The organism is Brevundimonas sp. FV1ye4L (assembly GCF_058681255.1).
The window spans coordinates 2,659,337-2,673,356 of sequence record NZ_CM178734.1 but is presented as its reverse complement, the minus strand read 5'-3'; the positions used below and the strand labels follow the sequence as shown (position 1 = coordinate 2,673,356).

At 67.0% G+C, this 14,020-nt stretch carries 11 protein-coding genes; 4 read left to right on the top strand and 7 right to left on the bottom strand.

Annotated features, from left to right (window positions below; genetic code table 11):
• Positions 1–16 precede the first annotated feature (16 nt).
• The gene (locus ACW17X_RS12865) at positions 17–793 is read right to left on the bottom strand and encodes a transglutaminase-like domain-containing protein (RefSeq protein WP_271165156.1); all 777 of its coding nucleotides are present in this window, start codon (positions 791–793) and stop codon (positions 17–19) included.
• A 267-nt stretch (positions 794–1,060) separates the two neighbouring features.
• Between ACW17X_RS12865 and ACW17X_RS12860 the strand changes: the two genes are divergently transcribed.
• Positions 1,061–3,244 carry a histidine kinase dimerization/phosphoacceptor domain -containing protein gene (locus tag ACW17X_RS12860; protein WP_492097945.1) on the top strand — a complete coding sequence of 728 codons (2,184 nt, stop codon included), beginning with the start codon at positions 1,061–1,063 and terminating at the stop codon, positions 3,242–3,244.
• Between the two features lie 57 nt (positions 3,245–3,301).
• Entirely contained in the window at positions 3,302–4,240 is a 939-nt protein-coding gene (locus tag ACW17X_RS12855) for a DMT family transporter (RefSeq protein WP_492097943.1), read from the top strand.
• Positions 4,241–4,258: 18 nt separating this feature from the next.
• Here the strand turns inward: ACW17X_RS12855 and ACW17X_RS12850 are convergent, their stop codons facing one another.
• A complete protein-coding gene (locus ACW17X_RS12850) occupies positions 4,259–4,462 on the bottom strand; it encodes a cold-shock protein (RefSeq protein ID WP_008264090.1) in 204 nt (67 codons plus the stop codon).
• Positions 4,463–4,659: 197 nt separating this feature from the next.
• Complete coding sequence (locus ACW17X_RS12845) at positions 4,660–5,421, bottom strand: extensin-like domain-containing protein (protein WP_492097941.1); 762 nt, start codon at positions 5,419–5,421, stop codon at positions 4,660–4,662.
• 250 nt (positions 5,422–5,671) lie between these two features.
• Here ACW17X_RS12845 and ACW17X_RS12840 point away from each other — a divergent pair, with 250 nt between their 5' ends.
• Entirely contained in the window at positions 5,672–7,357 is a 1,686-nt protein-coding gene (locus ACW17X_RS12840; RefSeq protein ID WP_492097939.1) for a peptide MFS transporter, read from the top strand.
• Between the two features lie 72 nt (positions 7,358–7,429).
• Here ACW17X_RS12840 and ACW17X_RS12835 read toward each other — a convergent pair whose 3' ends face one another.
• From ACW17X_RS12835 to ppk2, 4 genes are all read right to left on the bottom strand, one after another.
• Positions 7,430–9,502: a TonB-dependent receptor plug domain-containing protein gene (locus ACW17X_RS12835; RefSeq protein WP_492097937.1), complete on the bottom strand. Its 2,073-nt coding sequence runs from the start codon at positions 9,500–9,502 to the stop codon at positions 7,430–7,432.
• 192 nt (positions 9,503–9,694) lie between these two features.
• Complete coding sequence (locus ACW17X_RS12830) at positions 9,695–10,000, bottom strand: hypothetical protein (protein WP_492097935.1); 306 nt, start codon at positions 9,998–10,000, stop codon at positions 9,695–9,697.
• A gap of 60 nt (positions 10,001–10,060) precedes the next feature.
• Positions 10,061–11,491 carry a metalloprotease TldD gene (gene tldD / locus ACW17X_RS12825; RefSeq protein ID WP_492097933.1) on the bottom strand — a complete coding sequence of 477 codons (1,431 nt, stop codon included), beginning with the start codon at positions 11,489–11,491 and terminating at the stop codon, positions 10,061–10,063.
• 430 nt (positions 11,492–11,921) lie between these two features.
• On the bottom strand, positions 11,922–12,671 hold the full coding sequence (gene ppk2, locus ACW17X_RS12820; RefSeq protein WP_492097931.1) for a polyphosphate kinase 2: 750 nt from the start codon (positions 12,669–12,671) through the stop codon (positions 11,922–11,924).
• A 133-nt stretch (positions 12,672–12,804) separates the two neighbouring features.
• Here ppk2 and ACW17X_RS12815 point away from each other — a divergent pair, with 133 nt between their 5' ends.
• Positions 12,805–13,941, top strand: coding sequence for a serine hydrolase domain-containing protein (locus tag ACW17X_RS12815; protein ID WP_492097929.1), 1,137 nt, complete (start codon positions 12,805–12,807; stop codon positions 13,939–13,941).
• Positions 13,942–14,020 lie beyond the last annotated feature (79 nt).

Here is a 14,020-nt window from a genome sequence, read left to right as displayed (position 1 = left end):
GGAGAGGGTGATACACTCAGGCCGGCGCCACCGTCACCGACTGCCGCACCATCTGGCACCGTTCCTGAGTGGTCAGGAAGGCGATGTCCGCCGCGTCGCGTCCGCAGGCGATCCGCACCAGCCCCTCGACCGGGGCCAGCCGCGTCGCATCGACCAGCCACCAGCCGTTGTCCAGCCAGACCTCGAAGATGGCGTGAAAGTCGGGCGGGTTCAGCTGATGTGCAAAGGCGCTCACCGCGCGCGCCGGAATCCCCGACGCCCGGCAGAAGGTCATGCCCAGGTGGGTGAAGTCGCGGCACACCCCGGCCCGGTCGATGAAGGTGCGCGCCGCCGTGGTCTCGGTGTCCGACACCCCGTGCTCATAATCCAGGTTCTCGGTGATCCAGTCCAGGATCGCCAGCACTCGGGCCCCGCCCGAGGTGTCGCCGAACTCGCGCGTGACGAACCGACCGAACTGGTCCGACGGGCAATAGCGGCTGGGCTGCAGATAGGGCAGAACCTCGGCCGGCAGTTCACCCCAGTCATGTTGCGACACGCTGGGCGGCAGGCCCTTCAGCACGCCGTTCTCGACCAGAGCCTCATAGGTCAGGGTCACTTCGCCCTCGACGTGGCACCGCAGGGTCCGGGCGCCGAAATCGACGTCCTCGTCTTCGTGAAACTCGACGGGCGGGTCGAAGGTCAGGGTTTCCTCGAGGATATCCTGACCCGGCCAGTGGGCGACCTGGATCTTGTAGATGGCGTCCGTCGGCGGATCGAAACGATAGACGAGCTCGGCGCGGACGCGCAGTTTCATATAGGGACCAGTCAATTGGAAGGGGGAGTCAGCCCCCAACGCCACGCGACTGCGGCCGTTCCATGGCCAGGCCCTCACACAGGTCCACGCCGCCACAAAACGTCCGCAACCGTACGCTTCCGACCGGAAATAGACAAGCGACAGCAATATGTTAGGGTGGTGGCCTATGGCATCCCCCCTAATCGACAATTCCCCTGATGGAGGGATGCGGCAGCGCTTGATTGGCGCCCTTTCGGATAAGACGTCGCCCACGGAAGGCCGTCAGGCGTGACCGATTCCGCTCTCGAGGACGACATCGACCTGACCGACTGCGATCGGGAGCCGATCCATGCGCCCCAGGCGATCCAGCCGCACGGCCTGCTGCTGGTCCTGAATACCGCGACCCTGACCATCGAACAGGGCGCGGGGCTCATCGAGGAACTGACGGGCAAGTCGGCCTGGATCGACCAGGATGTGGCCGTCCTGCTGGGCGACGTCGTCGGCCGTCGGTTAAGCGATATGGCGCGGACCACCGAGCCGGGTTTCGCCGGCCGCTGGCGCGCCGCCAATCGGCTGGAATACGACGTGGTCGTCCACTATGCGCGGGATCAGGGTCGGGCCGATGGCCAGGATCGGATGATTGTCGAGATCGAGCAGAGCTCGCAGCAGGCTCGGCTCGGCGTCGAACTGATCGCCAGGATCGACGCGGCCGGCGCGGCGCTCGAGCGGGCGGCGTCGGTTCAGACCGTGTGCGAGCGCGCAGCGGAAGCCTTTCGCAGCCTGACGGGCTTCGAAAGGGTCATGATCTATCGCTTCCTCGACGACGAGGCGGGCCAGGTCGTCGCCGAATCCCGCGCGACCGGCGCCGGATCCTTCCTCAACCATCATTTCCCCGCCACCGACATCCCCCGTCAGGCCCGCGCTCTGTATCTGCGTAATCCGGTGCGTGTCATTCCCGACAGCCGCTATACGCCCCGGCCCCTGCGCCCCGTCACGCCGGGCGAGCCACCCCTGGACATGAGCGACAGCGGCCTGCGGGCCGTATCGCCGATCCACATCCAGTATCTGAAGAACATGGGGGTGCGCGCCTCGGCCTCGGTGTCGATCATCGTCGATGACGCCCTGTGGGGACTGGTCGCCTGTCACAGCACGACGCCGCATCTGCTGCCCTATGAGCTGAGGGTCGCCTGCACCACCCTGGCCCGGGGTCTGGCCCGCCAGCTGAAGACGAAGGCCGACGCCGAACTGTATCGCGAGCGCGTCCGACTGCGCCGGCTGGAGGACGAACTGATCGTCCGCCTGTCCACCGACCGCGACCTGGACGCCGCCCTGGCCGAACATTCGGGTCAACTGTCCGATCTGGTCGGGGCGGACGGTCTGGCCATAGTGCGCGGCGACCAGATCGCCTGTTTCGGTTACGCCCCGCCGGAGGGGGCTGTACGCCGACTGTCGAACTGGCTGTGCCAACAACCCGGCCTGCGCCCCGTGGCCTCCAGCGCCCTTTCCGCCTTGCTGCCCGAGGCCGAGGCCTGGCGCGCCCACGCCAGCGGCCTTCTGGCGGTTCGATTGGCGGGGGAGCAGCCCCTGTCTCTGTTGTGGTTCCGCTCGGAAATCCTGGAGACGGTCCGTTGGGCCGGGGATCCATCCACCGCCGTCAAGTCGACGTCCGGCGGCGCCCTGACGCCCCGCGCCTCCTTCGAGGGCTGGTCCCAGACCGTCACGGGCCGCGCCCGGCGCTGGAGCGCCGCCGCCGTCGAATCCGTCGCTCGTCTGAGGGACGCCCTGTCTGACTTCGCGGCGGTCAACCAGTTGCGCACCCAGAACCAGTCGCTGCAGGCGCGGCTGACGGAACGTGATCTGAGACTGGAGCAGCAGCAGTATCTGATGCGCGAGGTCAATCACCGGGTCCAGAACAGCCTGACCCTGGTGTCCAGCTTCCTGGGTCTTCAGGCGCGAGACCTGGGCGAAGGTCCCGCAGGCTCGGCCCTGCAGGAGGCCCGGCGGCGCGTGCGCGCCGTCTCGACCGTCCATACGCGTCTTTATCGGGGCGATCAGGACGCCACCATCGACATGTCTCGCTATATCCGCGAACTGGTCGATGACCTGGGCGCCAGCATGGGGGCCGACTGGGCCGCCGCCATTGAAACCGACCTGGCGCCGGTCTGTATCGATGCGGGTCGAGCCGTGACCATGGGGCTGATCCTGACCGAGCTAATCATCAACGCCCAGAAATACGCCTATGACGGCCGCCCAGGCCCGCTTCGGATCAGCCTGAGCGAGTCGGGCGACATGCTGCGACTGGTCGTCGCCGACGACGGCAGGGGCGGTCACAAGGCCGGCAAGGGCTTCGGGTCGATGATGATCGGCAGTCTGGTGGCCCAGTTGGAGGGCCGTATCGACTATCGCAACCAGGCGCCGGGTCTGGAAGTCGTGCTGCGGGCCAAGATCGACCCCGTCTCCGAACTGATCTGATCATCGGCCAAGACGGCTCCCTGTGGCGGAAGGTCGCGGGGCGGCGTAAGAGGCCGCATGCCTCCCCTCGCCTCACGCGTCTCGTCGCTCGTCTCCCCGCGCGCCTTCGCCCTGATCGTCCTGCTGATCGCCGCCTGCGTGCTGGGCCTGGCGCCGATCCTGGTGCGCCTGACCGAGACGGGACCGGCGGCGGCCGGCTTCTGGCGGTTTATCTTCGCCCTGCCTTTGCTGACGCTGCTGGCGTCGCGCGAGCCGGGCGGGATCGCCGCCCCGTCGAAATGGGCGCTGCTGGCGGGACTGTTCTTCGCCCTGGATCTCAGCTTCTGGCACTACGGCATCGTCATGACCTCGGTCGCGAACGCCACGGTCCTGTGCAACCTGACGCCGGTCGTCGTCACCCTGTTCGGCTGGATCGTGCTGAAGGAGGCCCCGCGCCGACTGTTCCTGCTGGCCCTGGTTCTGGCCATGGGCGGCGCCTTCGCCATGGCGGCGGGCGCCGATGGGGGCCAGGGGACCAATCCGCCGCTGGGCGACGCCTTCTCCCTGTCGGTGGCGGTCTGGTACTCCGGCTATTTCCTGGCGGTGAAGGCCGCGCGCGCCACGGCGGGCGCCATGCGCGTCACCTTCTGGGCCACCCTGCTGGGCGCCCCCCTGCTGCTGATCGTCGGCCTGGCCCTGGGCGAGGACATCATTCCGGCGAGCGCGGCGGGATGGGCCGCCTGTGTGGCCATGGGGGTGATGCACGTCTTCGGCCAGGGCGGCGTCGCCTGGGCCCTGGGCAAGCTGCCGGCCTCGATTACCGCCGTGACCATCCTGATCCAGCCGGTCGTCGCCGGGCTGCTGGGCTGGTGGATCTTCGGCGAGACCCTGACCCCGATCCAGGCTCTGGGCGGCGCCCTGGTGCTGGGCGCCATCGTGATGGCCCAGCGATCTCAGAAGACGCCGGGATCACAAACTAAAACAGGCGCGGAGGAGACCCCCGCGCCTGTTCCATAGCCTTGTCGGCCGTTCGGCTTAGAGGAGCTTGAGGTCGATCGCCGAGGTCTTGCCGCGCTGGTTTTCCAGCTCGTATTCGACCTTGGCGTTTTCATCGAGACCCTGAAGGCCGGCCTTCTGAACGGCGGTGACGTGAACGAACACGTCAGAGCCGCCGCTGTCGGGCTGGATGAATCCATAGCCCTTGGTGGGGTTGAACCACTTGACCGTACCGGTCGCCATGTCTGCGTCTCCGTAAACGCGCTTTTCCAGGCGGATCCCCCTCGGGGTGACCCGACAATCCATCTGGACAGCTCGTTCAGGCGAAGGAGCGAGACGCGGGTGTGGACCCCACGCAAAATCCGGACTGTGCTGTTGTTGTCACCCGGCTTTTCCAGTCGGTCAACAGCAAAGCGATTCGCCTGAGGGGTGATTCAAGCTTAACGGCACAGGCCGCGCTCGGCACCGTCGATATGCAGGTGGTTCTCATGGGCGGCGTTGTAATCCGGCGTCAGAACCGTGGAAAACAGCCGGCAAGCGCCGTCGCGCACCGCGTGCAGGAACCGCCCCCCCGGCTCGCCCGCCGGACCCTGGCCGCGCCAGTCGTTAAGCACGCTGATGGTCCGTCCATCCTCCAGCGTCACACCCGCCACATCGAGGGCGTTGGCGCGGGCGTGTTCGCTGGGCCGCTCCTGCACGTCCTCCGATCCATAGATCCGGCGGCAGGAATAGGTCCCGTAATTCTCGACCCGCGCCGGGGCCGAGCCCAGTATCTCGCGCGCCGCCGGCTGCAACACCTGGCGATCCCAGATGACATAGCGGACCGCCAGCGGGCATTGCATCACCACATCGGCCGGGGCCAGGGGCGTGACCGCCCCGCCGGTGATCCGCACCGCCCCGCGCACGACGCAGAAGCCGCCGTCGTCGCGATCCGTCGCCCGCGAGACGTCTACGCCCGCCTCGCGCAGCACCTGCATACAGGCCTCTGTCGCCCCCTCCACCTCTTCCGGCGCCGCCGTGGCGGGAAGGTCGAAGTCCGCCACCTTGGCCGCCGTCGCCCGACCCAGGGGCTGGTTGAGGTCCAACGGCTTCCACGGCAGGTCCTGGGGCGGCGCATAGGCGTTCAGCAGCGCAAAGGCGGCGCAGGCCAACAGCCCGACCTCCCAAAGCAGATTCCAGAAATCGGCGAAGTCGCGCTTCATACATCCCCAGCATGGACCGCCCACGGTCCCGCTGGCAAACGCCGCAAGGACGCGAAACGTTCATCCGGCGCGTGATCCGGTAGAAGGGGGCGCGACAGCCTTAACACTTGTTCGGATTTGCCCGCTGTGCTGGGTATGCGCCTTTCGCGCGCCCACTTGCGGCGCGGCAGTTGGGAGTGAGCCGTTGACAGCGACGGATGGGGGGGCGCTTGAGCCTCGCAAGACTTTCCTCGGGCACCCGCGGGGGCTGGTGGTCCTGTTCTTCACCGAGATGTGGGAACGGTTTTCCTACTACGGCATGCGGGCCCTGCTGGTCCTGTATCTGACGCAGCATTTCCTGTTCGGCCCGGCCGAGGCGCAAGGCATCTACGCCGCCTACGCCGCCCTGGTCTATCTGATGCCGGTCATCGGCGGCATGATCGCCGACAAATATCTGGGCTCGCGCAAGGCCGTCATCATCGGGGCCGTCCTGCTGGTCCTGGGCCACTTCACCATGGCCTTCGAGGGCACGGGCGGACGTGAGAGCCTGACCATCGGGGACACCACCTATCAGATCCAGGTCGAAGGCCGGGATCAGAACCGTCAGATGTTCGCCGTCAACGGCGACCAACGGGTCCCGATATCGATCACGCCGGAGGGGGTTTCGACCCTCGGCGCCGAACCTTCCGCCGCAAACGCCGCGACCGCTCCTGCCGCCGCAGCCGGTTTCCCGGCCTTCACCGCCACAGGCGGATATACGCTGGAAACCGAGCGCGATACGGCGCTCGGCGAGCCGGTCCTGTTCCTGGCCCTGGCTCTGATCATCGTCGGCGTGGGCTTCCTGAAGGCCAACATCTCGACCGTCGTCGGCGCCCTGTATGAAGAAAACGATCCCCGTCGCGACGGGGGTTTCACCATCTTCTACGTCGGCATCAATCTGGGTTCGTTCCTGGCGACGGCGGCCTGTTCCTATCTCGGCTTCAATTACGGCTGGGCTTACGGCTTCGGCCTGGCGGGCATCGGCATGCTGTTCGGTCTGCTGACCTTCGTCCTGGGCCAGTCCTGGCTGGAAGGCCGCGGCGCACCACCCATCCCGGTGGAGGGGCGTTCGATCCTGGGCGTGCCGCTGGTGCCCTTCTTCTGGATCGCCGGCCTTGTCGCCGTCATCCCGACCTGGCTGCTGATGCAACGCCACGAGATCATCGAGACGGGCCTGCCCTGGATCGCCGGCGTCATCTTCGCCTCGGTGGTCGGCTATACGGTCTTCCGCCTGAAGGGCGCCGAACGCAGCCGCATGCTGGTCGCCCAGCTGCTGATCTTCTTCTCGGTGCTGTTCTGGGCGCTGTTCGAACAGGCCGGCTCGTCGCTGACCCTGTTCGCCGACCAGTCGACCCAGATGCCCAGCTGGTTCAACGCCGGCTACACCCAGATGTTCAACCCTGGCATCATCATTATCGGCGGCCCGATCATGGCCGCTCTATGGGTCTGGCTGGCGAAGCGAAACCTGGAGCCCTCGACCCCGGTCAAGTTCTCGTTCGGCCTGGTCTTCGTGGGCCTGGGCTTCCTGGTCCTGACCTGGGCTGCCGGAACCCAGGCAAACGACGCCTTCCGGGTGCCGTTGCTGTTCCTGTTCCTGACCTACTTCTTCCACACGATCGGCGAGCTGTGCCTGTCGCCGGTCGGCCTGTCGATGATCACCAAACTGTCGGTGGCGCGCGTGGTCGGGATGATGATGGGCGTCTGGTTCCTGTCCAGCTCGGTCGCCCACATCGTCGCCGGCCTGATCGCCAAGGCGACGGCGACCGATACGGTCGCAGGGGTCGTGACCAGCCCCGCGCTGGCGCTGCAGACCTATGGGTCGATCTTCGGCACCATCGGCTGGACGGGCGTCGGCGTCGGCGTCTTCCTGCTGCTGATGTCCCCCCTGCTCAAGAAAGGCATGGCCGGGGTTCACTGAACCCGCAGCGCCTGACGTAAAGAAGCCCCGGCGGAGCGATCCGCCGGGGCTTTTTGCTGGACCGGGCTCGGCTCAGAAGGTCTTGCGGACCCGAAGCGAGACGAAGGTGCGCGGATCGAAGCTGCTGTCCTCGACAAAGGCCACGGCGCGGGTGTCGCGGTCGGCGAAGACGGTGCGGCTGCTGGTGAAATCGTCCCACAGGTTCAGCTGGGCGCGGATGGCCAGGGTCGGGCTGGGCTTGTACTCGGCGAACATCTCGTAATAGTCCGTGCCGCGCCACCTGGAGACCTGGTCCGGCGAATAGCTGCTCTCGCCCAGATAGGGCAGCCAGTTCACGCCCCATTGCAGCTTCCAGCGCGTGATGTCCTGTTCGATGCCTATATTGGCCTGGGTCGGCCGTTCGTCCGAGATGGGACGTTCCTTGCCGGTGGTCGGATCGGTGACGGCGGTCTTGTTCCAGTCGTTGCGGAAGGTGAAGCGAGCGCCCGACAGGCCCAGCTTTTCCAGCGGCACGGTCACGTTCAACGACAGCTGGTCCAGCGTGCCCTCGCCGATATTGCCCACCGCCGACAGACCGTCGTCCAGGGGTATCCAGTCGATGGCGTCGATGATCTCGTCATGACGATAGCCGATGGAGACCACGCCTTCGCCCCAGAATCGGCGCTCATAGGTCAGTTCGGAGATCCAGCGCTGCTCCGGCTCCAGATCGACATTGCCGCCATAGACATTCTCCTCATCCAGATCGGCCGAGGCGGCGAAGTCGGAGAAGTCCAGCTGACCCAGCTCGCGCTCGAAGCGGAAGCGCAGCTGGTTGTTCGGCATCGGCGTCCAGGTGGCCATGAAGCGCGGTTTGGCGAAGAAGAAGCTCTTCTCTTGATTGGCGTCGCCCGACTGGCTGATGGTCGAGGCTTCCAGCCGCACTCCGGCCTCCAACGTCAGATCCGGGTGCAGTCGCCATGTGCCCTTGGAAAAGGCCTCGCCGCGCGTCTCCTCGACCTTGACCGAGGCGCTGGGCAGGGGAATGGGCACGCCGCCTTCGCTATAGGCCTGGTCGGTCTGGCGCATATTGTAGGCGACCTCGCCGCCGGTCTCGATCGTCAGCTTGGGCGAACGTTCGTGGCGGACCAGGGCCCGCAGAATGGTCTCGGAGCTTTCGCCCGAATAGGCGAACACCTGTTCCGGCGCGTCCACGCCGTTGTTCAGGACATTATAGCTCGAGACCCCGTCCCAGCTGCCGAATTCGTGCATCAGCCGGGTCTCCAGCTTGAAGCGGTCGTTCAGGGGCCGTTCCCAGGTGACGCCGAACTCGCCGCTCTTCTCGTCCTCGCTGTCCAGGCTTTCGCGGAAGGCGGTGGCGGATTGGCTGGTGTTGTAGCCCTGCCAGTCGTTGATCCCGTAGCGGGCGGTCAGATCCACCTTCCCGCCCGCCAGCGGCCCGGCATAGGTCCCGCGGATCGAGTTTCCACCGCCATAGCCGTCATTATTGGTGACCTCGTCGCGCAGGACGTTTCCAGCGGCGTCGCGGCGGATCAGACGGCCGGGCCCGTTGGAATCGCTGGTGCTGATCCCGTCGGACAGGGTGACGCCCCAGCTGCGGTCGCCGTCGCGGGCCGTAAACTGATAGCTGCCGCCATGCAGATCCTGGCCCGAGCCTTCGAACTGGGTGGTGTTCCAAGTCAGGATGGACTGACGGCTGGCCTCCTTCTTGAGGATGACGTTCACCACCACCGAGAAGCCCTGCATGTCGATGCCGGGCGCGCCGCCTCGGACGAGCTCGATCCGTTCGACTTGGCGGGACGGGGTGCGGCTGAGGACATTGGAGCCGGCGTCGTTCTTGGAGGCCGGGCGAGCGTTGTTGATCAGCACATTGCCGACGGCCCCTTCGAAGCCCCGCGCGCCGCTGCCGTCGTCCAGCTCGAAGCCGGGCACGCGGTTGACCATGTCGAGCGCCGTATTGGGCCGCTGGGCGAGGAAGAAGTCCGGCGTGAAGATCAGCACGCCGCGCTGGGCGGCGTCGGCCAGGGGCGCCTGGCTGGTCGGGCCGGTCGGCACGGGCGCCTGGGCCACCTGCGGTTCGTCGCCGGCATAGGCGTTCGCGGCGGAAAGCAGCAGGGCGGTGGTGGCCAGCAGCAGGGTCTTGGTCATCGGTCTTCCCCTCTCGTTTGTTGCGAGAGGTGTGCCGATCCGGCGCATTCATCTCCAGTTACAAGGCCGAAAGGTGGATTAAATCGACGACAGCATTACGCGGCGTTCATTAATCTGTACTTGGCTGAGACAGCATACAGAAATGCAATATTTGCGGGCTCTCCGCACTGAAGTGGAGAGCCCGCGGAGTCTTCAGTTCCCCGGGGCCTGGCGGTCCGGGACGGCGTCGCGGGCGGCGTCGCCGATGTTCTCGGCCGCCCCACCGACGCTCTCTGCGGCGCCGGCGATGGCGTTGGACTCGATGGCGTCGTTGCGGTTCATGTTCATCAGGAACCAGCCGATGATCAGGACCAGGGCCAGGCCGATGACCAGGGCGATGACGCCGCCCAGGCCGCCGCCGCCGCGGCGTTCCACGACGACCGGCGCTGCGGCGGGGTCGTTCTCGGTGATCCGTTCGACCCGGCCGTCGGGATGTTCGACAGTGCGTTCGGTGGGCATGGTGTGTCCTCTCCAGTGTGGCGAGGAAACACGCGCTCGGCGATTAGGGTTCCGGCCTGTTCAGACCGCCGTTCCGCCGACGGTCAGGCCGCCCATCTTCAGCGAGGGCTGGCCGATGCCGACGGGCACGCCCTGGCCGGCCTTGCCGCAGACGCCGACGCCGGGGTCGAAGGCGAAGTCGTCGCCGATCATCTGGATCTTGGTCAGGGCCGTGGCGCCGTCGCCGATCAGGGTGGCGCCGCGGACGGGGGCGGTGATCACCCCGTCCTCGATCAGATAGGCCTCGTTGCACTGGAAGACGAACTTGCCGTTGGTGATGTCCACCTGGCCGCCCGAGAAGTTGGCGGCGTAGAGGCCGCGCTTGGTATTGGCGATCATGTCGGCCTTCGAATCCTTGCCGCCTTCCATGAAGGTGTTGGTCATGCGCGGCATGGGCATGTGGGCGAAGGACTGGCGACGGCCGTTGCCGGTGGCGGCGACGCCCAGCTGACGCGCCGACAGTCGGTCGTGCATCAGGCCGACCATGATCCCGTCCTCGATCAGGACGGTGCGCGAGGTGGGGGTGCCCTCATCATCGACCGACAGGGAGCCGCGACGTCCGGCGATGGAGCCGTCGTCGACCACGGTGACGCCGGGGGCGGCGACGCGCTGGCCCATCATGCCGTTGAAGACGGAGGAGCCCTTGCGGTGGAAGTCGCCCTCGAAGCCGTGGCCGATGGCCTCGTGCAGCAGGACGCCGGGCCAGCCGGCCCCCAGGACCACGTCCATCTCGCCCGCCGGGCAGTCGATGGCGTCCAGATTGACCAGGGCCTGGCGCAGGGCCTCGTCCACCTGGGCCTGCCAGCGCTCGGGCGTGACCCAGGCCTCGAAGCCCGCACGGCCGCCGGCGCCGGACGAGGCGCTCTCGCGCTTGCCGTTCTGCTCGACCGTGACGGAGACGTTCAGCCGAACCAGGGGGCGGACGTCGCGCACCACCCGCTCGTCGGCGCGCAGGATCTCGATGGCGCGGCGCTCGCCGACCAGGGAGGCCGAGACTTGAACTACGCGGGGATCGCGGGCGCGGGCCCAGGCGTCGATCTCGGCCAGCAGGGCGATCTTGTCGGAGAAGGCCGGCGAGGCCAGGGGATCAACGGCGTCATAGAGCTGCTGATTGGTGGCGCGCGGCCCCTCGGCGACGCGGGCGGCGTGGCCTTGCTTGGCCAGGGCGGCGCTGTCGGCGGCGCGGCGCAGGGCGGCGGCCGAGATCTCATTGGCGTGAGCGTATCCGGCGGTCTCGCCCGCCACGACCCGCAGGCCGAAACCTTCGGTGGCGTCATAGGCGGCGGACTTCAGCCGACCGTCGTCGAAGACCAGGCTCTCGCTCTCGGACCGTTCCAGGAACAGCTCGCCGTCGTCGGCGCCGGCCAGGGCCGTCTTCAGGATCGACAGGGCTTCGTCGGTATCGACGCCTGCGGCGTCGAGGATGGGGGGCGGGGCGGCGTGAACGGTCATGGGCTGTAGGTAGGGGCTGGAGGGCGGTTCGTCACCTGCGGCGAGGAATAGACTCAATCCACTCGAATTTTTGGAGTCTATTTTCGTCTATTGTTTTGGCGATCTCCTTGCGGCGGTTGGGCCAAAGGAGAAGCTAACACGGCTGGGAGGCGTGATAGGTGGAAGGCGGGTTTGACGAAGTAAGGCGTTGAATTATATGATAATGACTCTGCAGAATTAGGAGAGGAACCTTCCTTTCGTCATTCCGGGCGGAGCGTAGCGGAGACCCGGAACCCAGCGGCGCGCGAGAGCGCGAACCTGTCGCGGACACAGACGTCAGGCAGTCGTCTCGTTGAGCCATTTCGCCTTCGGCGCCGCTGGGTTCCGGGTCTACGGGCCAAGCGGCCCTTCGCCCGGAATGACGAAAGGAAGGAAGGAAGGAACGAGCCGGCTACCGCGCCAGCTTCCCCTTGGCCTTGCCGGCGGAGAAGACCACCTCCGTGTCCGGCGCCGCGATCTCCTCGCCGCAGTGGTCGAGAACGGCCAGGATGTATCGGAGCACATTCACCCGCGCCGTCTTCTTGTCGTCGGTGGCGACGACGGTCCAGGGGGCGAAGTCGCGGTCCGTCTCGTCCAGCATCCGGTCGCGAGCGTCGGAATAGGCGTCGAACCGGGCCTCGGCCTCGGCGTCCAGAGACGACAGTTTGAACCGTTTCAGCGGATCGACCCGACGTTCCTTGAGCCGTTCCGCCTGTTCCTTGCGCGAGATGTCGAGCCAGAATTTGATCAGGATAATCCCGCCGTCGGTCAGCATCCGCTCGAACCGGGGGGCGTCGGTCAGGAACTGGGCGTGCTGCTCGGGCGTGCAATAGCCCATCACCGGCTCGACCCCGGCGCGGTTGTACCAGGAGCGGTTGAAGATGACCGTCTCGCCCGCCGCCGGCAGATGCGGGACGTAACGCTGGAAATACCATTGACCGGCCTCCCGGTCGCTGGGCTTGGGCAGGGCGACGACGCGGGTCTGGCGCGGGGACATGTATTCGGTCAGCCGCTTGATCACCCCGTCCTTGCCGGCGGTGTCGCGCCCCTCGAGCACGATAACGACCCTCAGACCGTGTTCGATGGTCCAGGCCTGGGTCTTCACCATGGCGAGTTGAAGCTGCTCGAGCTCGGTTTCGTAGGCGTCGGTTTTCTTTCCCATGGGGGCGACAGTGGAACGGGGGCCCCGCCAGAGCAAGCGGAGCGGCGGAACGCGCCCCGAAGATGACGGTCTTCTCACGTGCCCGCACCGCCCGTCGGGGGTAGGGTGGTCCGAACCGGGAGGGGTTTCGACGATGCTGAACCGCCGAATGCTAATGATGTCCGGCGTCGCCGCCGCGACCGCCGGAGCGACGGTCGCCAGAGCCGCATCCGCCGACGCCTATGAAGCCGCGCTGGACGCCGCCTTCGCCCAGACCCAGCCGGTCGCTCTGGCCGGCGGCGTGGTGACGCGCGAAGGCCTGGCCTGGTCCGGGGTGCGGGGCTTGCGCCGGGTCGGCGCAAGCGATCCGGCGAGCCTGAACGACCGCTGGCACCTGGGGTCGAACACCAAGGCGATGACGGCGGCCCTGTATGGGCGGCTGGTCGATCAGGGACGGGCGGACTGGGACACGCCGTTGGGCGAGCTGTTCCCAGGGATGAAAATCGATCCGGCCTGGGAAGGCGCGAGCATCAGCGACTTCATGCATCACCGGGCGGGCGTGAAAGACGCCGACGCCCTGGGCATGGTCTTCTTCATGACGGCGCGCGGCGACCCCCGGCCCTTGCCCGAGCAGCGGCGGGCCGTGGTCGAACGGATTTTAGGCGCCGCGCCGACGGGGACCAAGGGGGCGTTCGAATACGCCAACGCCAACTATATGCTGGTCGGGGCGGCGATCGAACGGATCGCGGGACAACCGTGGGAAGAGACGATGCAGGCCGAGCTGTTCGGGCCCTTGGGCCTGAGCTCGGCCGGGTTCGGGGCGCCGAAGACCAATACGGCGGGAGGGGACAATGTCTGGGGCCACCGGGGCGAAGGGCCCGGCCGAACCGCCGTAAACCCGGCCGATCCGGGTGCGGACAATCCGGCTGCCCTGGGTCCGGCGGGCACGGCCCACATGAGCCTGACCGACTATGGCCGCTGGCTGAGACTGTTCCTGACGAACGGCGACGGCTGGCTGAAACCCGAGACGATCCGGCGACTGACGATCCCCAGCACGGGCCCGGGCCCCGGCGAAGGCCTGCCCTACGCCCTGGGGTGGATCGCGCCGCCGCAGATTCCGTGGGCCGGCGGACCGGTCCTGACCCACGATGGATCGAACACCCTGTGGTACGCCACCGCCATAGCCGCGCCCACGCGAGGCCTGGCCTTCATCGGCCTGAGCAACGAGGGCGCCGGCCAGGCGGCGACCAGCGGCCTGATGCGAAATCTGATCGCAACCTTGGGCGCTTAGGCGGCTCAATCTGGCCCGACGCCTGCAGTGTCCCGGCTCAAGTCGTAACCCCGGTCCCGATATGGGCCGGCTTGAGTAT

Bases quoted from the DNA above. Each gene is read 5' to 3' on its own strand.
- ACW17X_RS12865 (WP_271165156.1), bottom strand. From the start codon at position 793: ATGAAACTGCGCGTCCGCGCCGAGCTCGTCTATCGTTTCGATCCGCCG.
- ACW17X_RS12855 (WP_492097943.1), top strand. From the start codon at position 3,302: ATGCCTCCCCTCGCCTCACGCGTCTCGTCGCTCGTCTCCCCGCGCGCC.
- ACW17X_RS12850 (WP_008264090.1), bottom strand. From the start codon at position 4,462: ATGGCGACCGGTACGGTCAAGTGGTTCAACCCCACCAAGGGCTATGGA.
- ACW17X_RS12845 (WP_492097941.1), bottom strand. From the start codon at position 5,421: ATGAAGCGCGACTTCGCCGATTTCTGGAATCTGCTTTGGGAGGTCGGG.
- ACW17X_RS12835 (WP_492097937.1), bottom strand. From the start codon at position 9,502: ATGACCAAGACCCTGCTGCTGGCCACCACCGCCCTGCTGCTTTCCGCC.
- ACW17X_RS12830 (WP_492097935.1), bottom strand. From the start codon at position 10,000: ATGCCCACCGAACGCACTGTCGAACATCCCGACGGCCGGGTCGAACGG.
- tldD (WP_492097933.1), bottom strand. From the start codon at position 11,491: ATGACCGTTCACGCCGCCCCGCCCCCCATCCTCGACGCCGCAGGCGTC.
- ppk2 (WP_492097931.1), bottom strand. From the start codon at position 12,671: ATGGGAAAGAAAACCGACGCCTACGAAACCGAGCTCGAGCAGCTTCAA.
- ACW17X_RS12815 (WP_492097929.1), top strand. From the start codon at position 12,805: ATGCTGAACCGCCGAATGCTAATGATGTCCGGCGTCGCCGCCGCGACC.